The organism is Chitinophaga sancti (assembly GCF_034087045.1).
Classification (GTDB): domain Bacteria; phylum Bacteroidota; class Bacteroidia; order Chitinophagales; family Chitinophagaceae; genus Chitinophaga; species Chitinophaga sancti_B.
Genome location: NZ_CP139247.1, coordinates 7,322,717 through 7,347,799 on the forward strand (window position 1 = coordinate 7,322,717; position 25,083 = coordinate 7,347,799).

General features: G+C 44.7%; 19 protein-coding genes, 3 tRNA genes and 1 pseudogene. 12 read left to right on the top strand and 11 right to left on the bottom strand.

The genetic code is table 11. From position 1 onward, the window contains the following. Positions 1-13: 13 nt before the first annotated feature. From SIO70_RS29270 to SIO70_RS29280, 3 genes are all read right to left on the bottom strand, one after another. Positions 14-3,430 (bottom strand): TonB-dependent receptor, encoded by a 3,417-nt coding sequence (locus tag SIO70_RS29270; protein WP_320576897.1) that lies wholly within the window; start codon positions 3,428-3,430, stop codon positions 14-16. Between the two features lie 303 nt (positions 3,431-3,733). Beyond that, entirely contained in the window at positions 3,734-4,783 is a 1,050-nt protein-coding gene (locus SIO70_RS29275; protein ID WP_320576899.1) for a FecR family protein, read from the bottom strand. A gap of 191 nt (positions 4,784-4,974) precedes the next feature. After that, entirely contained in the window at positions 4,975-5,610 is a 636-nt protein-coding gene (locus SIO70_RS29280) for an RNA polymerase sigma-70 factor (protein WP_320576900.1), read from the bottom strand. A 334-nt stretch (positions 5,611-5,944) separates the two neighbouring features. Here SIO70_RS29280 and nagB point away from each other — a divergent pair, with 334 nt between their 5' ends. From nagB to SIO70_RS29300, 4 genes are all read left to right on the top strand, one after another. After that, positions 5,945-7,870 (top strand): glucosamine-6-phosphate deaminase, encoded by a 1,926-nt coding sequence (gene nagB, locus SIO70_RS29285; protein ID WP_320576901.1) that lies wholly within the window; start codon positions 5,945-5,947, stop codon positions 7,868-7,870. A 226-nt stretch (positions 7,871-8,096) separates the two neighbouring features. Next, positions 8,097-8,999 (top strand): SAM-dependent methyltransferase, encoded by a 903-nt coding sequence (locus SIO70_RS29290; RefSeq protein ID WP_320576902.1) that lies wholly within the window; start codon positions 8,097-8,099, stop codon positions 8,997-8,999. A gap of 4 nt (positions 9,000-9,003) precedes the next feature. Next, positions 9,004-9,690: a type 1 glutamine amidotransferase gene (locus SIO70_RS29295; protein WP_320576903.1), complete on the top strand. Its 687-nt coding sequence runs from the start codon at positions 9,004-9,006 to the stop codon at positions 9,688-9,690. Positions 9,691-9,873: 183 nt separating this feature from the next. Beyond that, the gene (locus tag SIO70_RS29300) at positions 9,874-10,830 is read left to right on the top strand and encodes a YpdA family putative bacillithiol disulfide reductase (RefSeq protein ID WP_320576904.1); all 957 of its coding nucleotides are present in this window, start codon (positions 9,874-9,876) and stop codon (positions 10,828-10,830) included. 91 nt (positions 10,831-10,921) lie between these two features. Here the strand turns inward: SIO70_RS29300 and murB are convergent, their stop codons facing one another. Next, on the bottom strand, positions 10,922-11,938 hold the full coding sequence (murB, locus tag SIO70_RS29305; RefSeq protein WP_320576906.1) for a UDP-N-acetylmuramate dehydrogenase: 1,017 nt from the start codon (positions 11,936-11,938) through the stop codon (positions 10,922-10,924). 48 nt (positions 11,939-11,986) lie between these two features. Between murB and SIO70_RS29310 the strand changes: the two genes are divergently transcribed. Beyond that, complete coding sequence (locus tag SIO70_RS29310; RefSeq protein WP_320576908.1) at positions 11,987-12,679, top strand: NAD(P)H-binding protein; 693 nt, start codon at positions 11,987-11,989, stop codon at positions 12,677-12,679. Between the two features lie 42 nt (positions 12,680-12,721). Here SIO70_RS29310 and priA read toward each other — a convergent pair whose 3' ends face one another. From priA to SIO70_RS29325, 3 genes are all read right to left on the bottom strand, one after another. After that, positions 12,722-15,169 carry a primosomal protein N' gene (gene priA, locus SIO70_RS29315; RefSeq protein ID WP_320576910.1) on the bottom strand — a complete coding sequence of 816 codons (2,448 nt, stop codon included), beginning with the start codon at positions 15,167-15,169 and terminating at the stop codon, positions 12,722-12,724. Continuing rightward, a complete protein-coding gene (locus SIO70_RS29320; protein ID WP_320576912.1) occupies positions 15,169-15,909 on the bottom strand; it encodes a lysophospholipid acyltransferase family protein in 741 nt (246 codons plus the stop codon). The genes priA and SIO70_RS29320 overlap by 1 nt, the downstream gene beginning before the upstream one ends. Positions 15,910-16,048: 139 nt before the next feature. Further along, positions 16,049-16,486, bottom strand: coding sequence for a DUF4258 domain-containing protein (locus SIO70_RS29325; RefSeq protein WP_320576913.1), 438 nt, complete (start codon positions 16,484-16,486; stop codon positions 16,049-16,051). 172 nt (positions 16,487-16,658) lie between these two features. On the opposite strand from SIO70_RS29325, the gene mtaB reads away from it, so the two are divergent. From mtaB to SIO70_RS29345, 4 genes are all read left to right on the top strand, one after another. Then, the gene (mtaB, locus tag SIO70_RS29330) at positions 16,659-17,936 is read left to right on the top strand and encodes a tRNA (N(6)-L-threonylcarbamoyladenosine(37)-C(2))-methylthiotransferase MtaB (protein WP_320576915.1); all 1,278 of its coding nucleotides are present in this window, start codon (positions 16,659-16,661) and stop codon (positions 17,934-17,936) included. Between the two features lie 119 nt (positions 17,937-18,055). Continuing rightward, positions 18,056-18,130: transfer RNA gene (locus tag SIO70_RS29335), tRNA-Val, on the top strand. A 34-nt stretch (positions 18,131-18,164) separates the two neighbouring features. Continuing rightward, positions 18,165-18,239 (top strand) — tRNA-Val (locus SIO70_RS29340). Between the two features lie 40 nt (positions 18,240-18,279). Next, a tRNA-Val gene (locus SIO70_RS29345) sits at positions 18,280-18,354 on the top strand. Positions 18,355-18,388: 34 nt separating this feature from the next. Here SIO70_RS29345 and SIO70_RS29350 read toward each other — a convergent pair. Next, positions 18,389-19,315, bottom strand: coding sequence for a S1C family serine protease (locus SIO70_RS29350; RefSeq protein ID WP_320576917.1), 927 nt, complete (start codon positions 19,313-19,315; stop codon positions 18,389-18,391). A gap of 580 nt (positions 19,316-19,895) precedes the next feature. Between SIO70_RS29350 and SIO70_RS29355 the strand changes: the two genes are divergently transcribed. Beyond that, positions 19,896-20,366, top strand: a complete 471-nt coding sequence (locus SIO70_RS29355) for a hypothetical protein (RefSeq protein ID WP_320576918.1) — start codon at positions 19,896-19,898, stop codon at positions 20,364-20,366. 2 nt (positions 20,367-20,368) lie between these two features. Here SIO70_RS29355 and SIO70_RS33560 read toward each other — a convergent pair. Together SIO70_RS33560 and SIO70_RS29360 are read right to left on the bottom strand one after the other, a co-directional pair. Further along, positions 20,369-20,434 (bottom strand): annotated as a pseudogene (locus SIO70_RS33560) (pentapeptide repeat-containing protein); the annotation flags it as partial. 115 nt (positions 20,435-20,549) lie between these two features. Next, complete coding sequence (locus SIO70_RS29360; protein ID WP_320576920.1) at positions 20,550-22,703, bottom strand: cation:proton antiporter; 2,154 nt, start codon at positions 22,701-22,703, stop codon at positions 20,550-20,552. 130 nt (positions 22,704-22,833) lie between these two features. On the opposite strand from SIO70_RS29360, the gene SIO70_RS29365 reads away from it, so the two are divergent. Continuing rightward, on the top strand, positions 22,834-23,142 hold the full coding sequence (locus SIO70_RS29365) for an ATP-dependent Clp protease adaptor ClpS (RefSeq protein ID WP_083721561.1): 309 nt from the start codon (positions 22,834-22,836) through the stop codon (positions 23,140-23,142). Next, positions 23,142-23,780 (top strand): leucyl/phenylalanyl-tRNA--protein transferase, encoded by a 639-nt coding sequence (aat, locus tag SIO70_RS29370; RefSeq protein ID WP_320576924.1) that lies wholly within the window; start codon positions 23,142-23,144, stop codon positions 23,778-23,780. Before SIO70_RS29365 ends, aat begins: the two co-directional genes overlap by 1 nt. Positions 23,781-24,056: 276 nt before the next feature. On the opposite strand, the gene SIO70_RS29375 is transcribed toward aat, so the two are convergent. Then, a complete protein-coding gene (locus SIO70_RS29375; RefSeq protein ID WP_320576925.1) occupies positions 24,057-24,974 on the bottom strand; it encodes a hypothetical protein in 918 nt (305 codons plus the stop codon). Positions 24,975-25,083 lie beyond the last annotated feature (109 nt).

Below are 25,083 nucleotides of genomic sequence, written 5' to 3' on the forward strand. Positions count from 1 at the left end.
GTCAATCCTGTTTTTAGAGTGAAACATTAATACCAAAAGTCACAATGCGGGATGGCACATACCCATTAGAAGTCACACCAGTAAATGACTGGGTGATATTCATACCCTTACGGGCAGAGAATAGCGCCAGGTTCTCACCACTTGCAAATACATTTACAGCAGCCAGGTGCATCCTGGAAGTAACCCGCTTAGGCAATGTATACCCCAGCGATACCCTTCTCAGATTCAGGAAAGAAGCATCCGTGAGCCAGCGGTCAGAGGTACTGCCAGCCAGGTTGGTTGTTTCTGAAGCATCCATTCTTGGTACATTTGTTTTATCTCCGGCTTTCTGCCAGCGTTTCAGTGCATCTTTGTGCAATGCAGTACCATAGGTACTCTGGTGCATAAGTGCGGCATAGGTTGCATCATATACTTTACCACCTATCTGATAGCTCAACAGGAATGATAATTCAAAATTCTTATAAGTGAAAGTGTTAGTGATACCACCATATACATCAGGGATAGCAGAACCTGCATAGTGGTATTTAGCATTATTGATGTTCGTCGTAACCGTATCACCAGACTTTAATGCCCATGTGTTGGTTGTATCAGTTAAAACCTGGGCACGGTACAGCGGAGAACCCGTCGCTTCGTCCACACCTTTGTATTCACGCAGCCAGTAATCATACATACCATGACCTTCGGTCAGTTTCTTTGTACCGTTGATAATCTCACTGCTAGGCAGCTTGGTCACTTTATTCTTATAGGTAGTAGCGTTTATATCTACTCTCCATTTGAAATCTTTTACTTTCAATACATCTGCACCAATGTTCAATTCAATACCACGGTTGTACATGGTACCAATATTCGCATACTGTTCGGTCACACCGCTGGACAATGGCAGCGGCACACTAAACAGAAGGTTGCTTGACTGACGATGGAAATATTCCACACTACCGGTAATGCGTTGTTTGAAGATACCGAAGTCCACACCCACGTCGTAGCTCTTATTCTGTTCCCATTGCAGTGTACTGCCAATTGAGCTTTGCAGCATACCTGCTTCACTTGCATTGGAATATGGTTCATATAATGCCTGCCATGCATAGTAAATAGAATTGCCATCACCATCCAGCAGCGCATCATTACCAACTACACCATAGGAAGCACGTAATTTCAACAGGTCAATCCAGGTGATATCTTTGATAAAGTTTTCACCATCCATTCTCCATGCACCACCAATTGACCAGAAGTTACCCCAGCGCAGGTCCTGTGAGAAACGGCTGGTACCATCGCGACGGAAGGAACCGGAGAGGAAATATTTATCATCAAAACTGTAGTTCACCCTTGATAAATAACCTTCAGTACGGTATTTTATCTGGTAAGAATAAAGACTATTGGTAGTTGTAAAGTTAATGAGCTCAGAGTTACCTGCATCCAGTATGATGTTTTGACGGGAACCATACAGTAAGTCTCTTGTCAGGTCATAATTTTCATGACCTACCAGTGCTTCTACCCTATGTTTACCAAATGAGTGTCCGTAGTTTAACAGTTCATTCATCGTAAAACCGACTCTCGCCAGGGTTTCACGGGAAGCTCTTCCCGCAGGAGCACCGTCACCCACAACGGTGTTATCATAAGTACCATACATGGTATTGGTGATATCCACGCTTACATTCGTAGTGAATTTAAAATCACGCAGAAAGCTTACTTCGCCAAATGTTCTGGCAGAAACGTTATTACGTTTAAAATAGTTGTCGTTGTATTGTGTTTCAGCAATGATATGACGACCAGGACTTGCACCACCAGGACGCGCTTTCAGACCATATGCCGTCATATTACCCAGGTCATACATCTGGTTGCCGTTATCATCCAGCAGGTAATCGCCTGTGGCTGGATCGTGTGCATGAACCGGGTAAATAGGCCCCATGTTACGGGTAAAGTTAAATGGGTTCACGTAAGAAGAACTACCATCTGTATTTGCCTGGTTGGAAGTAATAAAACTACCGTTTGCATTGATACCTGTTCTGAACCATTTCAGCGGTTGTGTATTCAGGTTAATACGACCGGTTACACGCTGGAAATCAGATTTGATAACAAATCCTTTTTCCTTCACATACCCCAGGGAAATGAGGTAATCGCTCTTTTCACTGTTACCATTGAAATTAACATTGTAATCACCACGGCTTCCGGTGCGTTGAATCGCTTTTTCCCAATCCAGGTCTTCTGCATACAGCAATTTGGCATTTGAATTAAGTTTTCCATCTGTACCTACAATTTCATTATTGGCTACATTAAATGGATTATATGCCAGCTGTTCAAAAATGCCTTCTTTTCCCGATACCTGACCTGCAGCGATTGCATTTGCATCGCTGAGTGAATTACTTTTCAGCAGTGAGTTACGATAAGCTTCCCACATGAGCGGATAATATTCCTGTGCATTTACACGGTTGTATTCAGGCAGACCACGGCTGGTTACACCCTGCATAGCCCTGATACTGATATGGTTGCCAATCTGCTTACCCTTTTTGGTAGTAATCATTACGACACCGTTTGCGGCACGGGCACCATATAATGCGGAAGAAGCGGCATCTTTCAGAAGAGAAATACTTTCTATATCGTTGGCATTGATGCTGGAAATATCACCAGAGTAAGGTACACCATCTACCACATACAGCGGATCGCTGCTGGCATTAATTGAACCGATACCACGGATGCGGATACTTGGACCATCTCCGGGCTGACCGGAACCTGCATTTACCTGTATACCAGGTGCAGCGCCTTCAAGTGCATTAAATGCATTTGTTACAGGCCTGCTTTCCAATGTTTTACCTTCTACCTGTGCCAGGGAACCGGTAAAGGATTTACGATTCGCAGTACCAAATGCAATAACCACTACTTCATTCAGACCTTTTGTATCCACCACCATCGTTACACTCAGGTTAGAACGACCCTTAACTGGTACTTCCTGGTCTATATAACCTACATAACTAATTACCAGGGTACCGGTAGAAGGCGCTTCCAGCTGAAATTCACCACGGGCATTTGTTACAGTTCCTTTGCTTGTTTTAGCCACGCGTACGCTTACACCTGGTAACGGTGCTCCGGATGCATCTGTGATAAGACCTTTCACCGGTTCGTCAGTAATCATCTGCGAGCCGGGAGCAATGCCAACCAGCTTACCTGACATCACTTTAAAAGTGAGTCCGGTATGTATCAATGCCTGTTCCAGCAATGTTTCCAGCGGTTTATCATTTACATTGACAGTTACTTTCTCATCAGTGGCAATCAGGTCATTGCTGTATACAAATCGGTAATCACTTTCTTTTTCTATCAGCTTTAGCAGCCTGGCCAGTTTTACATCCTCCAGGTTTAATGTGAAACGCTGCTGCGAAAAAACATTCGCAGACACCTGCATACAGGTCAGCAATATCACTGTAAAAGCCAGTTTCATGACAAAAAATACTTTTAAAAGAGATTTCGGTTTAGGTAAAAAAGACAGAAGTCTGGTTTTTTCCATACTTTTAGATTGTTAAAGGTCAATAAAATACAGGACCAGCCTCATCGCCAAATGAAGCAGCCGGAAACTGTAATGATCTTGGTTGAAGGGGGAATGTTCATCTCATTTCCCCTTTTCATTTCATGTTGTAATAAGAAACGGGTATGTGTTTACATTAAAAATGCATACGGCGGATTAGTTTTATATGATCTAAAGTTCAAATAGTTATAAGCAAATTTGGTTGATATTAACCTTATTCTATCGTTTTATAATAACCTTCTTTTTATCAATCTGGTAATGGAACCTGGATGAAAACTCCAATGCATCAAGGGTTTGTTCAACTGTTTCATTAGTAAAGGTGCCGGTAAATCTATAATTCTTTACGGAGGAATCCTGGAATACGATATTTACATCGAACCAACGTTCCATTTTTATGGCTATATCCTCAAATCTTTCATTGTTAAAAATGAGATAGTTCTCTTTCCATGCGGTTTCAGCTACAAGGCTGTCCTGTGGATTGACACGTACCTCACTCAATAAATAATGCTCTTTTCCGGTTGACAGTGCATTGGACGGAGCAGTTATTGTGATTTCCTGGTTTGGCAACACAATTTTCTGATTGGGCGTCAGTATGATCTTTTTAGGTTTATCACCTTTGATCGTCACTTCTACTTTACCCTGGATAAGGGAGGTTTCAACTGTTTTATCCTCCCGGTATGCTCTTACGTTGAACGAAGTACCTAAAACCGTGATGTCCATTTTGCGGGTATGGATCAGAAACGGCCGCTTTTCATCTTTTTGTACATCAAAAAATGCTTCTCCTTCCAATATGACTTCGCGGCTGTCAGACTTGCCATAGTCATAATTTAATTTGCTGCCTACATTTAGCCATACAATAGAATTGTCCGGCAAGGTAACCTTTGAGCGGGAGCCGTGTTTGGTTAAAACTTCACTGACAAGCAGGTCTTGTTTTGAGAGACGCTGCCCCCTGTTTGACCAGATTCCCCATATAGCAACACCGGCGATCAGCACACTGGCGGCAACCGCCATGCTACGGAAAAGGAGAACCCTTTTTGACCGTTTTGCCTGTACCGGGGGAGCCCATATCAATTCCAGGTGCTTTTCCAATGCCATTTCAACATCTGTAACAGGATCAGGAGTTACCAGCTCTATCTCCTTCATCAGGGAAGCGTAATAGCTTAAAGCCGGTTCATCCTTCAGTAACATTTCCAGTTCCCGCAACTCATCGAGAGTTGATTCCCCGGAAATTTTTCTCGCCAGTAATAACCAGATTCTACTTTGATCCATACAAATTTTAAAAGGCATTCAATAAACAGGACACTGAAAAAGAAAGATTCCACTAAAGGAAATGCAACTTTTTTTAAAAAAAAGTGAGATCCGGGTCATTGACAAGGTTAAAACCAGCCGGAAAATCCACGTTAACATTTGCCTGTCAACACTTTGTATAAGATAATAAGAAAATTATATTTTCCAGGTTATCACCTGAAAGACAGGTATAATTTCAAAGATTCACTGATTTTTTTGCTGGCAATCGCCATTTGCACATCCACCGTATTGACAGATATGTCTAATATACGGGCCACTTCTTTATATTTTAATCCGTCTTCCCGGACCAGTTTGAAAATGATTTTGCACCTGGGTGGCAGGTTATTCACAGCTTCGGTGATCTTTTTAGCCATTTCCCCGGAAATCATCAGTTGCTCCGGGCTTTTGTCCTGGGCAGTCATTTCCACTTCCAGCTCATCGAGGCTAAAGTGTTCTAACCTTTGCCTGTTCAGGTAGTTCAGTGAAAGGTTTTTCGCAGCAACATAGAGGTACACTTTCAGGCTGGCAATCTCTAACAGACGCTCACGATTCTTCCAGACATTCACAAAAACGTCTGAGGCAATTTCTTCCGCCTGTTCTATTGATTTAACAATAGTAAATGCAAATTTGCTAAGCGGTTTATAAAATAACCTGAATAATTGCCGGTAAGCATCTTCATTACCTGTTGCGACCCTACCGGCTAACACTTGTATAGTTGCCTCTTCTATCATTGCACCCTGCTCCCCTGATTTGTTGTAGTCTAAGTTTAAACGAACGCTAAAATTAATTAAGAAGAATGAAAACTCCACCTATAATATTTAAGGCTAGGGTATCAGATTGAATTTAGTCAGGACCTACCGGATCTCCTGTGCAGTTGCCTACGGCAACTGCACAGGAGATCCGGTAGATTTTTTTAAGAAAATTGAACCTGATACACTACCTATTTAAGTATTTAAATATTCCAGATATGGACGTTCTGATACCTTTTTCACTTTTTTCAATACAAATGCTACAAGCGTACCCGATACATTTATGATTTTTGTCGTTTCTTCTTAAACAAACACAAAAGTTCTATTAGAATAAAGAGATTTTTTTTAATTTTCGGTCTCGTTTTTAAACCGCATCTAATCCAAATTAACAATCATGACGCTAAATCATCAGGAAATTGAACTGATTGACAGTTTCGAACAAATAGCCGTGGATATATATCCTACCGCTAAAGACGGTTCCAAAGCAGTGGCACAGGAAATAGCAGCATTGATCAAAGCAAGACAGGCCACTAACCAAAAGGTAGTATTAGGCCTGGCTACCGGCTCTACTCCAAAGTATCTTTATGCTGAACTTGTCCGCCTTCACAAAGAGGAGGGCCTGAGTTTCAAAAACGTGATCACTTTCAATCTGGATGAGTACTATCCAATTGAACCAGATGCTCTGCAGAGCTACAACAGGTTCATGAAGGAACAGCTGTTTAACCACATTGATATTCCTGCAGAAAACACACACGTACCAGATGGTACCATTCCAAAGGAAAAAGTGAAAGAATTCGCAGCTCAATATGAAGCAAAAATTGAAGCTGCCGGTGGTATTGACCTGCAAATTCTCGGTATTGGTACGAATGGCCATATCGGGTTCAATGAACCAGGTTCTGCTATCAACTCTCACACCCGCCTCGTAACCCTGGACAACTCAACCAGAATGGCTAACGCATTCGAGTTTTCCAATATGAGCCTGGTACCCCGTCTCGCTGTAACAATGGGTTTAAGTACCATTTTTAAAGCGAAACGTGTAGTACTGCTGGCATGGGGTTCTCATAAATCAAAAATCGTTCAGCGCTCTGTAGAAGGTCATAGCTCTGACCAGGTGCCAGCTTCCTTGCTGCAACAGCACCCTGACTGCAAATTCGTAATCGATGAGCAGGCAGCAGAAGACCTGACCCGTAACAAAGAACCATGGCTGACAGGTGACTGCGAATGGACGCCAAAACTGCGTCGCAAAGCGGTAACCAACCTCGCCCTAAAGCTGAACAAGCCAATCCTGATGTTGACTGACAGGGATTACAATGAAAACGGCTTAAACGACCTGATCGTACAATACGGTTCTGCATATGAATTGAATATCGAAGAGTTCAACGGTCTCCGTGATACCATCACCGGATGGCCAGGTGGTAAGCCAGGTGCACAGTTGCCTAGCCACCCTGAACGCTCCGAGCCACTGAAAAAACGTGTGCTGATCTTCTCTCCACACCCTGATGATGACATCATCTCTATGGGTGGTACCTTCATCCGCCTGCACGAACAGGGTCATGATGTACACGTAGGTTACCAGACTTCCGGTAACATCGCTGTTACCGATGAATTCGTGCTGCGTTACATCGACTTCGCAGTAGGCTTTGAAGATATGTTCGGCATTGACCGTAGCAAGAGCTCCCAGGTACTGGCGGATGCAAAAGCATTCCTCGGTGGCAAAAAACCTTCCCAGAAGGATACGCCTGAAATCCGTGCTATCAAAGGCCTGATCCGTCGTGGTGAAGCAAAAGCTACCTGTCGTTACGTAGGTATTCCTGAAGAAAATATCCACTACAATAACCTGCCTTTCTACGAAACAGGTCTGATTGAGAAAGCACCTGCCAGCCAGGCTGATATCGATATCACCAAAGAGCTGATCCGTAAAATTAAACCACACCAGATTTACTGTGCAGGTGACCTCGCGGATCCACATGGTACACACAAAGTATGTCTGGAAATCATCTTCGCAGCACTGGATCAGCTGAAACACGAAGAGTGGATGAAGGATTGTTGGGTATGGTTGTATAAAGGCGCATGGCAGGAATGGAAGATCAATGAGATCGAAATGGCTGTACCAATGAGCCCTGACCAGGTAAGACAAAAACGCCTGGGTATCTTTATTCACCAGAGCCAGAAGGACGTAGTGCCATTCCAGGGTACTGACAGCCGTGAGTTCTGGGAAAGAGCAGAAGATCGTAATGCGGACACTGCGAATCTGTATGATCAGTTAGGTTTGCAGAAGTATGCAGCGATGGAAGCTTTTGTAAGATATCATTTTATGTAAGTATTTGCTTGTTATACGAAAAGGGTGACTGGTAATCCAGTCACCCTTTTTTATTGGTTTTAATGATAGCGGTGGGCGGTCGCATGACATTCCCAATTTAATTTTGCACAATTAAATATCATAATGAAAATATTCTTTACATTTATAAATTGAAAATTTCAACCAGATCTTGAGTGACCCGAATACTAGTATTCCACGATTGTCATTATTCTAAATTGTTATTTATATGAGACTGGTCCTTGCCAGCAGATCCGCCGCTTACCTGGCCCTATTCCGTGCCATAGCATCTAACAGATTACCCAGCCAACGGCGTTATCTATTCCATGACCCTTATGCCAAATATTTTCTGCCACCTGCCCTTCGCATGGTTGCTAACCTTTCTGCTATCCCTGGCCTCAACTACGCCATCAGCAAAATCCTTGATACCCGTTTCGCCGGCGCCCTCACCTCCTGCCTGGCCCGAACGCGGCTCATCGATGTCATGGTACTCGAAACCATCCATAACTACGGTATCAATCAGCTCATTATCTTTGGCGCAAGCTACGATTGCCGCATTCACCGCCTCGATTTCAACCCTAAAGACCAGAAAACCAAAGTACAGTTTGTCGAAATCGATCATCCCTACCTTCAGGAAGCGAAAAGAGAGGTACTCGAACACCTGAAAAACAAACCTAAAGAACTTATTGACTATATCCCTGTAGATTTCAGCAATCAACAGCTGGAAACCACCATCCCTCACCACCTGTTCAAAGAGCATTACAAGACATTACTGATATGGGAAGGTGTGACGAATTCACTCACAATTCCAATTGCTGATAAGCTCTTCCAATATTTCAGTAAATTTACAAGCGGCACGAGGATCATATTCATCTACATCGATGAAAAGGTTCTTACCCATACCCAATCTTTCTTAGGCACAGCGATTTCTCCCAAAGAGTTACGCCAGCAACAGGAATTCTGGAACTTTGGAATGGCCCCCTCCAAAATGAAACAATTCCTTGCAGGTTATAATATGGAACTGTTGTACGACGTTGATGCTGATACCTACAGGCATACGTCCTTTGGCAAAAGCGCTGACAAACTGAATGGACTGGAATACTATCGGGTAGTAATGGCCGTAGTAAAATAACGTTATGCATATACAAATCTTCATGCACGTGCCTTTTGAAGGCCCGGGATGTATTATTGACTGGATTAACTCCAATACTCACGAAGTTACCTACACACACTGGTACAACCACCCTCACCCACCGGCTGTAACTGATTTTGATTTTTTGATTGTAATGGGAGGGCCTATGAGTATTCATGATGAAAGCGAATATCCGTGGCTGGCTGTAGAAAAGGCTATTATCAGACAAGCGATCCAGGACAATAAACCGGTATTGGGTATTTGCCTGGGTGCACAGCTTATTGCACATGTATTAGGTGCAAAAGTGTATGCCAATGAACAGCGCGAAATCGGTTGGTACCCGGTGCAATTCAGCCCGTCTTCTCCGGTCAGAGTGCTGCCACAGGAGGCAATGGTGTTTCACTGGCATGGGGATACTTTTGATTTGCCAGCAGGCGCTGGTGGGTTTGCAGCTTCGGCGGCGACACCCAATCAGGCATTTGTGTATAAGGAGAAGGTGATAGCGTTGCAGTTTCATTTTGAAGTGACACAGGAGAGCCTGGAAAGCATGTTGCAGCATGGAGTAGAGGAATTAGTGGCGGCGCCTTATGTGCAGGAGCAATCATTAATACTGGATCTGGCAGAGTTTATACCGGAGAATAATGAGTTGATGTATGGGGTCCTGGATTATTTGGCGGGAGTTAAGTATTGAATGAATAAATTACCCAAAAGGACATTTTCGTAGATGCCGATTATATTTGAAAGATCGCTGACGGAGTAATTCAGGGAAATGGCGATTGAATCTGAGGGATTTCTTTTCTGTAAGTAGCTATTGAATTAAATGGCTATTGTCTGAATAACCTACCGCCATTGTTAATTTCGTACCTTTGCAATCATGGAAAAGTACGATATCCTGATTGTTGGTGCTGGTCCTATTGGACTGGCTTGTGGACTCTCAGCAGAAAAGGCCGGATTAACCTACCTCATCGTGGAAAAAGGCTGCCTAACCAACTCGCTCTACAACTACCCGCTATATATGACTTTCTTCTCCACTTCGGAGAAGCTGGAAATCGGAGGTATTCCCTGGGTGTCTATCAGTGCAAAGCCAATACGCCCGGAGGCGCTGGAGTATTACCGCAGGGTAGCAGTGTCAAATAAACTAAACGTACGCCTGTTCGAACAGGTAGAAAGTATCACACCCGGTTATACGATCAAAACCAGTAAGGAGACTTATTTAGCGGATAATGTCATTATCGCTACGGGGTTTTACGACATCCCGAATTTGCTGAATATTCCCGGCGAAGATCTGCCGAAAGTATCCCACTATTATAAGGATCCTCATTTTTATGCTACGCAGAAAGTATTAGTGGTAGGAGCGAATAACTCCTCTGTGGATGCTGCGCTGGAAACGTATCGTAAAGGAGCGGATGTAACCATGGTGATCAGGGAGGGAGAGATTGGGAAACGTGTGAAATACTGGGTAAAACCGGATATAGAGAACCGTATCGCTGAAGGGTCTATCAAGGTGTATTATCATTCTAATCTGAAAGCTGTGAGGGAAAGGGAAGTTGATATTCTTACGCCGGAGGGGATGGTAACGATTGAGAATGATTATGTGTTGGCGTTGACGGGGTATCAGCCGAATTTTAGTTTCCTGGAAAAAGCGGGGATCCAGTTGTCAGATGATGAATGGAAACGTCCGAAATATAATCCGGATACAATGGAGACGAATGTGCCCGGGGTGTATTTAGCAGGAGTCGTTTGTGGTGGAATGGATACCGGGGTGTGGTTTATAGAGAATTCAAGGGATCATGCGGATAAGATCATTGCGCATATTCAGCGCAAAAAATAAGGTCAGGCTTCGCCTGACCTTATTTTTTGCAAGGCAGCGTGGGTAGCTGCGGCGCCGGCCGCAGCTACCCACGCTGATTAGTTAGTGCAGATTATATAATATTTACTTCTCTTTCCAGTAATACACCAAACTTCTCTTCCACACTATCCAGCACTTTTTGAGATAAATTATAAATCTCCCCTCCTTTCGCCCCTCCATAATTCACCAACACCAGCGCCTGCTTTGCATGCACACCTGCATCCCCTTCTCTATACCCCTTCCAACCACACTGTTCTATCAACCACCCGGCAGCCAGCTTAAACTGCCCGCCATCTACCGGGTACGCCACCACATTGGGAAAGGCTCCTTTAATACGCTCGTATACTGCGCCTGAAACGGTCGGGTTCTTAAAGAAACTCCCCGCATTCCCAATCTTCGCCGGATCAGGCAATTTAGAAGACCGGATATTTATCACTGCCTGACTAATCGCCTGTATACTCAGCTCCTGCACCCCCATTTCCTTTAATTCCGTCTCTATAGCCCCGTAACTGGTATTAAAATGAGGCTGCTTACTCAATCTATATGTCACAGACAGTATGGCAAACTGCCCCTTATACTTATGCTTAAACACACTCTCACGGTACCCAAATGCACATTCTTCTTTAGAGAAAGTCACCACCGTCTGCTCTTCCAGATGCAACGCTTCCAGCGAATGGAAGGTATCTTTAATTTCCACACCATATGCCCCGATGTTCTGCATCGGACTCGCTCCTACATTACCAGGAATCAATGACAGGTTCTCTAACCCCGCCCTGTTCTGCTTAATATTCTCCATTACAAACCCATGCCAGCTCTCCCCTGCCCCTGATTTCACATATACATACTGGTCGTCTTCCTTCACTACCTCAATTCCCTTCATCTCATTCTTCAATATCACCCCATCAAAATCCTTTGTAAAGAGCACATTACTCCCTCCTCCCAATATCATATGGGGCAAAGCTTTGAACTGCGCAGCACTCAACAGCTCCCGCAACTCATCAGCAGAAGAAAAAGCAGCAAAGTACCTGGACTGAGCAGCTATGCCAAACGTATTATAAGGCCGGAGCAAAACATTTTCAGAAATCAGCATATGGTCGTAAATTTATAAACACACATTACTGACAAAGATAACAAAAGCATGTCTCAAACAGCCGTAGTAATAGGAGGTACCGGATTGACGGGTAGTCACCTGCTCACCAGACTCCTGCACGATGATCGCTTCAGCAAGGTAAAAGTGCTGCTGCGTACGCCCAGTCTGAAACTGCGCCCAGGCCTGGAACCCATTATCGTTGACTTCAACGACGAAGAAGGGCTGGCACAGGCACTTACAGGCGATGTCGTTTTTTGTTGTATCGGCACGACCATTCGTCAGGCAGGGAGCCAGGAAAAGTTCAGGGCAGTAGATCACGATATCCCGGTTCGTTGTGCCACCATTGCCCGCAGGCAAGGGATGAAGCAATTCCTGCTCATGTCCAGTATCGGTGCCTCCGCCATCTCACGTAATTTTTATTTGCGTACCAAAGGGGAGACTGAAAATGGGGTGATGGCGCTGGCATTTCCCGGATATCATATTTTCCGTCCTTCTATTTTAGTGGGACTTCGGAGAGATTTCAGGTTAGGTGAATGGTTTGGGTATATCCTTACGGGGTTATTTTATTTCTTCCTTTTGGGAAAATGGAAGAAGTACCGGCCTATCAAAGCCAGCAATGTAGCACTTGCAATGATTCATGCTGCGGTGAATACGCCGGATGGTGCGCATATTTATGAGTCAGATAAAATCAGGGAAATGGCAGAAAGAGAGAAAGAAAGAACCTATAAGGCGAATCGATAACACACTCCTGAAATGGTAGAACAGGCAATCTCTCAAAAGAGCTTATACATAATCCACATCAGGCACAATAAACACACTCCTGAATTGTTTCTCCGCCAGTAATTTTATAAAATGCTCTCTGAGCAACTGCTTCGTTTGCGCAATTATTTTAGTATCCCTGGGCAACTTGATCATCATCTCCTGCAAATAATAATTCCTTACCCTGCCTACCAATGGTACCGCCGGCCCAACCAGGTGTGGGCCTATATGTGGTCTAAGCCAGTTCGCCAATACCAGCGCTGCCTGCTCCACCACCTTCTGGTCTTTATGTTTCAATGTCAACTTCAGCAAACGGAAAAATGGCGGATACCCAAAGTTCTGCCGCTCAGCAATCTCCGATGCGTACATCGCCTTATAATCATGTACCGTTACAAAGTGTAAAATAGGGTGCTGCGTCCGGTAAGCCTGTATCAACACTTTCCCTTTTCCATGCTTTCGTCCCGCACGCCCACTTACCTGCTCCATGAGCTGAAACGCCCTTTCATTCACCCTGAAATCAGGGAAGTTCAACAAGTTATCCGCACTCAGGATCCCCACCAGATTCACATTATCAAAATCCAATCCCTTCACTACCATCTGTGTACCCACGAGAATATCAATCTCCTGGTTTTCCAGCAGCTGGATCATCTTATTATGACTATCCTTATTCCTCACGGCATCCATATCCATACGGGCAATGCGTGCTTTCGGAAACAATTCCTGCAAATCAGTTTCTATCTTTTCCGTTCCAAAACTCTTTGGTATCAGCGATTGACTACCACAGGCAGCACAGGTATGTACATAAGGATAACGGGTGCCACAATAGTGACAATGTAACAGGTCCTGATGTTTGTGATACGTGAGCGACACATCACAATTTTTACATGTCGGAATCCAGCCACAGGTGGTACACATCAGGAAAGGTGCATACCCTCTCCTGTTCTGGAACAGGATCACCTGTTTGCCTTGTGCGATGGTCGCAAAAACGGCCTGTATCAGTTGTGGTGAGAAATTTTCCTGCATCTGCTTTTCCGCCTGCACTTTCTTCACATCTACAATCTCAATCTCCGGCATTTCCAATCCACCAAAGCGTTCATTCAGTTCAACTAATCCATACTTGCCCTGCGTAGCATTAAAGTAAGATTCCAGTGAAGGCGTGGCAGAACCTAACAATACTTTAGCCTTAAAGAGACCGGCATAATAAATAGCCGCATCCCGGGCATGATAGCGTGGCGCCGGATCCTGTTGTTTATAGGAAGGGTCGTGTTCTTCATCAAGTATGATCAATCCCAGTTCGCGGAAAGGCAACAACAGGCTGGAACGTGCGCCCAGCAAGATGCGTAGCTCACCGCTCTTTACCTTATGCCATATTTCTACCCGCTCGTTGTTACTAAAACGGGAGTGATAAATACCGATCTTATTACCAAAATGTTTTTGCAAACGGCGTACAATCTGCGTAGTCAATGCAATTTCCGGCAAGAGGTACAGCACCTGGTTGCCGCTGGCAATATATTCTTCAATCAACTTGATGTACAACTGGGTCTTACCGCTGGAAGTGACGCCATGCAATAAGGTGACCGGTTTCTGTTCAAAGCTGTTTCTCACTTCCTGCAGGGCCTTATCCTGGGCAGGACTGAGCGTAAAGTCGATCTGTACATCTACCTTGCCACCACCGGGTACGCGGTCTACCACTCTTTTTTCAATCCACACAATCTCCTTATCAACAAGGCCTTTCAGTTGTGCAGCGGAGGCGCCTGATTTTTTGAGCAGTTCACTTTGCAGCACACTCCCCTGTGTTTTTACCAGGTGCAGGTAAGCCAGCAACAATTCCATTTGTTTAGGTGCTTTGCCCAACGTATTGAAAAGGTTGGACAGTTCTTCCTCTGCTTCGTAGCGGGCATGGAGTTGTACGTAGTTTTCCTTCTTCTCCTTATATACTTCTTTCAGCTCTTCGTACACCAGCAGTACTTTCTTTTCGATCAGTTTTTTGATCACAGAATATACTTCTGACTTGTCGAGAATGAGCTGTACTTCTTCAATACGGAGTTCTTTGCGTATGTGCAGTGCTTCTGCAATCATGTACTCATCATCATCCAGGGCGGTGAAATCATCGCCATAGTCATCGTTGAACAACAATACTGTTTCGCTGGAAAGTTTGAGGTGTGCAGGCAGGGCGGCATTGAGCACTTCTCCTTCACTACACATATAGTAAGCCGCCAGCCATTCCCAAAAGGCAAGCTGTGTGGGATACACGACCGGATCTTTGTCCAGTACGTCCAGCAGCGGTTTTGTTTTATAATCAGGTGGTGCGAGTTCGTGAATAGCCTTTACAATACCGGCATACTTCTTTTGCCGGCCTAATTGTACAGCAATGCGGCTGCCCACTTTTACGCTATCCAGCATATGATCGGGCACAGCATAAGTGTAGTTCTTAGGCAGTGCTAATGGAAGTATGACGTCTGCAAATTTCATCAGTAACTTAATAATTCTTTTTCCATGATATCAAACACCTGTTGTTTCAGCGCTGGCAAATCGTCCATGGTCATACCTGCTACATTTACAGGAGGCAGGTAAACGATGCGGCAACGGCCAGGGTTCAGTCTTTGTAATTTAGAACGGGGCATACGATCCTTACAATCCAGGTACAATATGGGTTGCAGGGGCGTTTGTGTCTCGATCGCAATTCGGAAAGCCCCGTTGTGAAATGTAGTGAGGGGCTTATCAGTATCGTTGGTGGTACCTTCAGGGAAGATGAGGATGGATACTCCTTCCCTGATGGTAGCAATGAGTTCGCGTACGCTTCTGGAGCGGGCTTTGGCATCAGAACGGTCTACAGGTACGACAGCATGTTTGTAAATAAAACCGAAGAGTGGTATTTTCTGCATTTCGATTTTGCCCAGGGGGCGGAAAGGGAGGCGCATTACACCTACAGCAAGCGCGGCATCGAGGTAGGTGGCATGATTTACAACATAAATAAATGGCGTTTTATCAGTACGATCGTATTTATAAATTCTTTTAACGATGATGCCTACAGCAGGGAACCAGGTGCGTGACCAGAACCACAGGAAATAATAAATAATATTACCACCTCTGATTCTACCTGAAAAGCTGGCAAGGAAGATAAATGGAAGAATGAGCAACATTATACCGATAAACATAATGGAGGCATATATGGTATACACCCATTGAATTGGTTTTAGCAAAAGCTTCATGATAAATGCCTGTCTGTTTTTAGTCACATGCGAGCCTGAAAATTACATTAATTGTGTAAAGATGGCGAATATTTATTTTATGATAATTCCCGCGGAAGGCTGGTGGAAAGCCTCCGTTAAATATACAACCAAATGATAATCAATGGCAATCACATTGCCATTCTTTATCCAGGTCTATACAGGTCACTACTTTGGTTTCGCCGCTGCAGGGAGCGAATACGATCCGAAGGTGCTGACCATCGTCGGAATATCCTTCCAGTGCGTAGGTAGGACAAGGTAAATCGCGTGGATTTGACTTTTCAGTATTGATTTGCCCTGTTTCCAGGATCTCCGCCACCTCCCTTTCGGTGATCTGCCTGCAATCCATGCGGCAACGGGCGTGTTTGGTGTAGGTAAGGCGTGCGTGCCTGTCAAGATTCGATGGGTCATTGACCGGGTTGGGTAATGGTCGCTCCACAGTGCCGTTACCCTTTACCTGCGGGCGGTGCAATGGACCTTTCCACCATTGCTGCTGCCAGGCTAAAACAAGTAGCAGCGCCAACAACAACATTGGAATGTACTTACCTTTTGATCTCATAGTGTCTCACAGATTGCTGAAAGATTGCATCTTGGAGAGGCAAGCTATACATTTTTAGCAAAATATCCTTAAAAATTACCCCTTTTCAACTCTCATAAAAAGGAATTACCTTTGCGGGTTCGGTAACAGGCCATTCCGGCTCATACCCTTAGTGGACAAAGTAATTGAAACGATGACAACAGCGAAAACAGTAGCTTTCCATACACTCGGCTGTAAGCTGAACTTCTCCGAGACCTCTTCCTTGAGCAGGTTGCTGGAGCAGGATGGCTTTGTGCAAACAGATTTTGAAGGGCAGGCAGATGTGTATGTGATTAACACCTGCTCTGTGACAGATAATGCCGACAAGGAATGCCGTTACCTGGTACGCCGTATTCAGCGCCGGGCGCCGGAAAGCAGGGTGGTAATCACCGGGTGTTATGCACAGCTCAAGCCAAAAGAAATTGCTGAGATCGAAGGGGTAGACCTCGTACTGGGGGCTGCTGAAAAGTTCAACCTGGTGGAGCACCTGAAGAACCTGACCAAGGGAGACAGTGCAAAAATATGCAGCTGTGATATTGAGCAGGTAAATACTTTCCATGCATCTTATTCTATGAACGACCGTACCCGTACCTTCCTGAAGGTGCAGGATGGTTGCGATTATACCTGTTCATTCTGTACCATTCCGATGGCAAGGGGCAAGAGTCGTAGCGATTCAATTACGAACGTGATGGAACAGGTGCAGCAGATTGCGGAGAGCGATGTGCGCGAAATTGTACTAACCGGGATCAACCTGGGAGATTTCGGGAAAGGGTTGCAGGGTGGTAAGAAAAGAGAAGAGACATTTTATGAACTGATACAGGAGCTGGATAAGGTAGAAGGTATAGATCGTTATCGTATTTCATCTATCGAACCGAACCTCCTGAGTAATGAGATCATTGAGTTCGTAGCGAACAGTCAGCGGTTTATGCCGCACTTCCATATTCCTTTACAGAGTGGTAGTAATGAGGTACTGGGGGCTATGCGTCGTCGTTATCGCAGGGAGTTGTATGCAGAAAAAGTAGGGCTGATCAAACAGTTTATGCCGCATTGTAGTATAGGGGTTGACGTGATAGTAGGTTTTCCGGGAGAAACGGATGCACATTTCCAGGAAACGTATGATTTTTTACATGCGCTGGATGTGAGCTATTTACATGTTTTTACTTACTCGGAGAGAGCGAATACGGCAGCGCTGGAAATCCAGCCAGTAGTGCCTGTGCACGTGCGGAACGAGCGGAATAAGGTGCTGCGTAACCTGAGTCATAAGAAGGCGCAATACTTTGCGGAGCAGTATGTGGGAGAGACAAGAAAAGTGTTGTTTGAAAAATTCCATAAAGAAGGCATGATGGAAGGGTATACAGACAATTACATCAAGGTAACAACCCCGGTAAGACAAGAATGGGCGAATAATATTATCGACTGGAAACTCAGATAGAGAGCGGGTTTCAGAGGAATAAGAAAATAATTTCGAAAGATTTCTAAAAAAAATTTGGCGAAATAAAACAATTTTCTACCTTTGCAATCCTCTCAGACGAGAGGGCAACAAACGAAAAAGGGAGTTTAGCTCAGCTGGTTCAGAGCATCTGCCTTACAAGCAGAGGGTCGATGGTTCGAATCCGTCAACTCCCACCTCTTCAAAAGTTCTTTCACATTACCATTAATTGGGAGTTTAGCTCAGCTGGTTCAGAGCATCTGCCTTACAAGCAGAGGGTCGATGGTTCGAATCCGTCAACTCCCACATTTTTTGAAACGTTCTTCTTAATGGTAATTTAAGTAATGGGAGTTTAGCTCAGCTGGTTCAGAGCATCTGCCTTACAAGCAGAGGGTCGATGGTTCGAATCCGTCAACTCCCACAAAAAGCCTTAGCGATTGCTAAGGCTTTTTTGTTTAATCTCCTTTTTCTACCGGTGTCACCCTCACCTCCTTCATCTCACTTCCTCTTATCACTTTCAAAAACTGCCACTGCCCGATCTTCTCCTCCGTCATCATTTTAAAAAACTGGTCCGCCGTCTCCACCATCATATCTGCAAATCCCACAATGATATCCCCACTCAACACACCAGCTTTTGCCGCCGGACTATTTCTCTCTACCTGTGTGACAAACAATCCCTGCCGATTCTTTACTTCATGAATGGCTCTCAACCTCGGCACCAGGTCTACCTGCTGCATAGCCACACCGATATACGCACGCTTCACCTTTCCAAAACGAATTAACTGATTTGCGATCGATTTAGCCGTGTTTATACTAATAGCGAAGCATAAACCCTGTGCACCATTTATAATCGCTGTATTGACCCCAATTACGGCCCCATCGCCATTTATCAGCGGACCTCCTGAATTACCAGGATTCAAGGCGGCATCTGTTTGAATCAATGCATCCATCATCATTCCATCAGCACCTCTTAATGATCGGCCTAAGGCACTGATCACCCCTGTTGTTACCGTATGCTGAAAGCCTAAAGGATTGCCGATGGCAATTGCGAGTTGTCCCACCTTTAATTCATCAGCGTCTCCAAAGGGCACTGTTGTCATCACCCCTGCTTCAATCTTCAATACAGCTAAGTCTGTTGCTGCATCCTGCCCCGCAAGATACGCGGGGTAAGTTCTCCCGTCCTGCAACATTACCCTCAGATAGTTGGCGCCTTTTACGACATGGCTGTTCGTAAACAGGTATCCATCTGAGGAGAAAATAAACCCGGAACCAGATCCTCCCACAACGTCACCGCGTGGGCTGCGTTCCAGGCGTTCTATTTTTACCACCGCCGGACTTGCTTTTTCAACGGCAGAAATAATTACCTGAGAATATGTGTCCATGTCAGGAGGACATCAAATATCTTACCCTGAAGAAATTGGGGACAAGGTGGCAGGGAGATGGGGGGTGGGGCTGACAATTAGGCTAGCGGGGGGTAAATAATGGCTTTAAAACAGGTAAGGGGGGGTTAGCTTACTTAAAATGTCCAGGAAGTGTCTTATATAACTTCGGTATAGATTCGGTATAGATTCGTCACTAATAGGTCACTAAAAGGTCACCTCAATATCCCAGGGATAATGAAATGCCCTTTTGGTGACCTTAAGATAGCGAAGTGATGACGAAGTTGTATCGAAGCTTTGCTGAAGAATTACTGAACGTTTGCTGAAGAATTACCGAAGCTTTGCCGAAGAATTACTGAACGTTTGCTGAAGGATTACCGAAGCTTTGCCGAAGAATTACTGAACGTTTGCTGAAGGATTACCGAAGCTTTGCCGAAGAATTACTGAAGCTTTACCCCAATTTTACCCAGGCTTTATTTCACTCAACCCCTCATTATCGCTTCGCCAAAAAGTTTTATCGCTTCGTCAACGACTTTTTTCGCACCGCCACCACCTATCCCCTAATATTGCCCAAAACAATTGTATGGCAATAGTCAAAGACAACATCCTCCTTCAGCTCGTCAACGGTAGCCTGGGGGACATTATCACCATCTATGTCCGAAACGGACAAATCATCATGGCAAAGAAAAGAGGGCCATCCACCCTCCCTCCTTCTTCCAAACAATTATTAGCGCGCCTGAGAATGAAAATTGCCGCAGCACTGGCATTAGAAATGATCAAAGACCCAGATGTAAAAGCAGCCTTCGCGGCAAAAGCCGGCCCGGGACAAAATGCGTTTAATATGGCGGTAAAGGAAGCATATAAAATGCCCATCGTGCAGGAAACGGAGCTGCCTCCTGCTAAAAAAAATATCCCGCCTCAAAAGAAAAGAGACGGGATAAAAAATCTATTGATTCCTGAACATCTGCTGCATCCGGAGAAATTGCTTTCTGGAAAATTATTTCCTGAAAAGATACTCCCTGAGAAAAAATGGCCTGAGAAAAAATTACCGTAGAACTAACTGCCGGAGAATTTACTACCGGAGAACTTGCTGCCGGAGAAATTACTACCGGAGAAATTACTGCCGGAGAAATTACTGCCGGAGAACTTGCTGCCAGAGAAATTACTGCCGGAGAACTAACTGCCGGAGAATTTACTACCGGAGAACTTGCTGCCGGAGAACTCATTTCCTTAGGGCTTACTTCTTCCTGAAAATCTTCTTCATGAACCTACCCAGTTTCGAGAGATTGGCTAGCTGTTCCTGAATAGGCCGTAGCGTCAGATCTTCTGGCTGAATACCTGCTTCGATATACTCAATTTCTGTCTGTTCAGGATAAATCAGGATCACATTGTTATGCGTAAAATGCTTGCTGATGCGGGAGGGCAACCCTTCCAGCGAAGGCCTGTAAGACAATGTACCTTTGCGGGCAGAAACGATAATGAGCAGATCATTCTTCGTGGTATCATACGCCAGCGCCGGCAGATCTACCAGGTCATGCCAGAGTTTGAAACCAATATCAACCGTCTGCTTCAGGTTTTGGATCAGGTCTTCCAGGAACCGCTGAGTGGCGCCTTCGCAATACACCATCAGCTTACCACCTAACTGCTTACTCAGCAAAAACAGTTTTTGCATGTAATGAGCAAATCCTATTTCCAATTCGGCATTGCGTGGCAATACCAGCATGATACGGCGTGTTGTATTCAGTGGAAAAGAAAAATCGCATACATACAGGTTCTCCCATACACTCTGCATTACATTGTCCAGGGTGGTACCGAAGATAGAGCCAAAGAGTCTGTCTGTAGTACTCGTTTTATCCGTCCAGCCGATGATCACATCTGTAATACCCAGTTCTTTAGAGGCGCGGGCAATACCATCAGAGACGTTCAGATCGATGCGCGTCACTACCTGTACTTTGCTTTCAGTAGCGGCAGCGTGTGCAATCACAGCTTCCATCATTCTGTTTGTCTGGGTCATACGGGCTTTTGCCTCTTCATCGTCCTGCACCACTGCCAGTGGGTATACCGGCGTCTTGGCATTGGGATCTTTGATCATCACGGCAAAGTCCAGCATGGCCTCCATCTTTTCTGGATTCGCAATAGGAATGAGCATGCGCTCTGTCACTTCTTCCGCTTCCGGTTGTTTATCCGATTCTATGATGGCCAGTTTACGCCCGGCACTTTCCGTCACGAAACTACCCACCAGGCAGGTGATCAGAATAAGGATAACTGTACCATTGAGTACATTTTCATTGATAATCCCCATATTGAAACCGATGAGGATAATGGCGATCGTGGCCGCAGCATGTGCACTACTCAAACCAAAAATCACATTCCGCTGTGGTACGCTATAATTAAATACAAGCTGTGTAAAAGTCGCCGCCAGGTACTTACTCACCAACGCCATCACTGTGAGCACACCTGCAATCAGCAAAGCTTCCGGCCCCCTGAGCAATACCCGCAGATCGACTAACATCCCCACACTGATCAGGAAAAAAGGTATGAACAATGCGTTTCCGGTAAACTCAATCCTATTCATCAATGGTGAAGTATGCGGGATGAGCTGGTTCAATGCCAGTCCTGCGAGGAATGCGCCAATAATGCCCTCTACCCCGGCCATCTCAGCCAGGAAGGCGGCCAGGAATACCATGCCCAGTACAAAGATGAAATGGGAAGTCTTGTCGTCTTTGATTTTCTTAAAGAACCACCTGCCTATCATGGGGAAGATCCACAGCACCAATACCGTAAATACGGTAAGGCTCACACTGAGTCTGATCCAGAACTGCTGATTCAGGTTACCTGCAGCAGCCCCGGTAATGATGGCCAGGATCACGAGTACGGCGGTATCCGTAATGATCGTACCTCCGACCGCGACCATCACGGCTTCATTTCTGGTAATCCCCAACCGGCTGGCCAGCGGGTAAGCTACCAGTGTATGTGTAGAGAACATACTGGAAACCAACAGTGTAGCCATAAAGTTGAAATGCAGCAGGTAGTGACAGACCACAAACCCTAAAATCAGCGGGATAAAAAACGTAAATGCCCCAAATACAAGGCTCCTATGCTGGTTTTTACGAAACTCCGTCATATCGAGTTCCAGGCCAGCGAGGAACATAATGTATAGTAGTCCGGCCTTGCCGAACAGGTCTATACTTCCCTTCTCAATGATTTTAAATCCGTGATCACCAATAAGCATGCCTGCAATGATCAATCCGATGATGCTTGGGATCCTGAACTTACGCAGGATAATTGGCGCCAGGAGGATAATGAACAGTACCAGGGCAAAAATCGGTACCGGATCTTTGAGTGGTAAACTGATATCAATCAATAATTTAGTGCCATTCAATCCTATCATAGTTCCAGTTTTCGATGTTCACAATAATAATGATAATCAGTGAGATTGTCACCCCGGATAAAATGGGTGGGAGTTTAATTTAAAATCACGATTGTAAGCTGTATTTTTGTGCAAATATACATTTCCGGATATGAGCCAGCGTCAGCAAACAGGCACACACACCAAAGAGTGGGAAGATGTGTTGGTAGCAGAGGATGAACAATTTCCATACAGCCTCATCGTGTGGAACGATGAAGTAAATACATTTGACTGGGTCATTCAGTCCCTGATGGAAGTATGCGGCCATTCGCAGGAACAGGCTGAGCAATGTGCCCTGATCATTCATCATAATGGCAAGTATGCTGTGAAGCAGGGTGAGTTTACCGACCTGCGTCCTATGTGCGAAGCGCTGTTGGATAGAGGAATCAGTGCAACTTTAGAAGAAGCTGTTGAAAGATAATGCCTGTCTTTTATCTCACAGATGAGCTAATTTTCCCTCCTGTTAATTTAGCAGATGAAGACGGTCTCCTTGCTTATGGAGGGGATCTATCTGCCGAACGATTATTATTGGCTTACCAGGAAGGGATTTTCCCCTGGTATAATGAACCACCTATCTTATGGTGGAGTCCGGATCCCCGTTTTGTATTATTTCCTGAAGAGTTAAAGCTCAGCGCCAGTATGAAACAGGTGCTGAAAAAGGGTGTGTTTGAGATCACCTTTGATGAAGATTTTGAAGGGGTGATAGCGGGGTGTAAACAATCGCTGCGTAAGGGGCAGGATGGTACGTGGATTACAACGGAGGTGGAGGAAGCGTATGTAACATTGCATAAGATGGGGTATGCGCATTCGGTGGAGTGCTGGCAGGATGGAGAGTTGGTGGGTGGGTTTTATGGGGTGATGATGGGGGCGTGTTTTTTTGGGGAGTCGATGTTTGCGAAGGTGAGTAATGCGTCGAAGGCGGCGTTTATAACGTTTGTGCAGAAGGCGAAGGGGATGGGGTTGAGGATCATAGATTGCCAGGTGTTTACGGAGCATTTGGCGTCGTTGGGTGCGAGGTTTATTGGGCGGGATGAGTTTTTGGAGATAATACAATCCTGATTAAATATAACACTAACGACTATTTGAACTAACGACTATTTGAAATTTAATCCCAATAAACACATTTATGAAAAAGGGAATTCACCAACAGACATAAAAAACATTTCAATAAATACATCCATGAAAAAAGAATTCACCAACAGACATGACACCCATTTTCAATAAAAACATTCATGAAAGAGGTTATTCACCAACGGGAATGATACCCATTACAATAAAAAAAGGGTCGGAAGTAAATTCCAACCCTATTATTCCAATCTATTTTAATTCCAAAAACTATTTCTTTTTCGTAAACCCTCCTTCAAACAAACACCTGATCCCTCTATACGCGCCACAACCTCCAATCTCCTTTATCGTTAGCTTGCCTGCAGAAAACTGAAACGCTATCCCACATTCCGTATCCCTATCCGTAAACTCTCCTTTATTCGCACCTGCAAAATGCCCCGTACCTGATATCTCTCCTTTACACCCACTCTCCTTCGCAAATGAAATAAAGAACAAAAATGACTTCGCATCTTTTCCATCACGAATTGATACTATACTATTCTCACCTGCAGCATAATCACCACTAAATTTATTCTTCTTTGGCAGCGTATCAATCGGATTAAATAACTGACCTGGCGCCGCTTCACCAGTAGAGTTAGTCATGATCAGCGTAGTGCTGCCATTCGCTTCTACTGAATAGAAGTTTTCAATTGTACCCGTATGACCAGGCGTTACTTCTGTCTCTGTCGTAATCTTCACCATCTCCTTACTATCGATAGAGAAGTATTCCTTTTTATTACTCTTTCCATTTAACAAAGCTACCTGCACACGACTCAGGTAATGGTCCTTCTTATCAAACACACACAGGTATGCAGCTGTCGTATTCTTGTCCTCAGCTTTGATCACAAGATAGTTGATCTGTTTGCCCGTCAGGGATACTAATGGATAATAACTCACCTTGCCGGTTGGGAAGTCAGCCTTCGCCAGCGTATCGACCAAAAACCGGCGGATAAGGGCGGTGTCGATAGCAGTGGAATCACCAGTATTGCTGGTAAGCAGCTCCGGAGTCAGCTTGTAAGGCAGTTTGCTGTCAGCAAATGACTGACGGAATTCTTTAAAAGTAATCGCATCAGCGCCTGATTTTTTACCGCCCGACTTGCAGGAGGCGAAAAGTCCAAATGCTAATGCTGCTATCAACAGCTTATTCATGCGTATTTGCTTGTTTATTATGGCCGAAAAGTTAAAGAAAAAATTGATATGAACAAAAGTGAAGCGCAAAATTGGTATTTTTTATCGACTATTTAAGTAAATTTCAGAC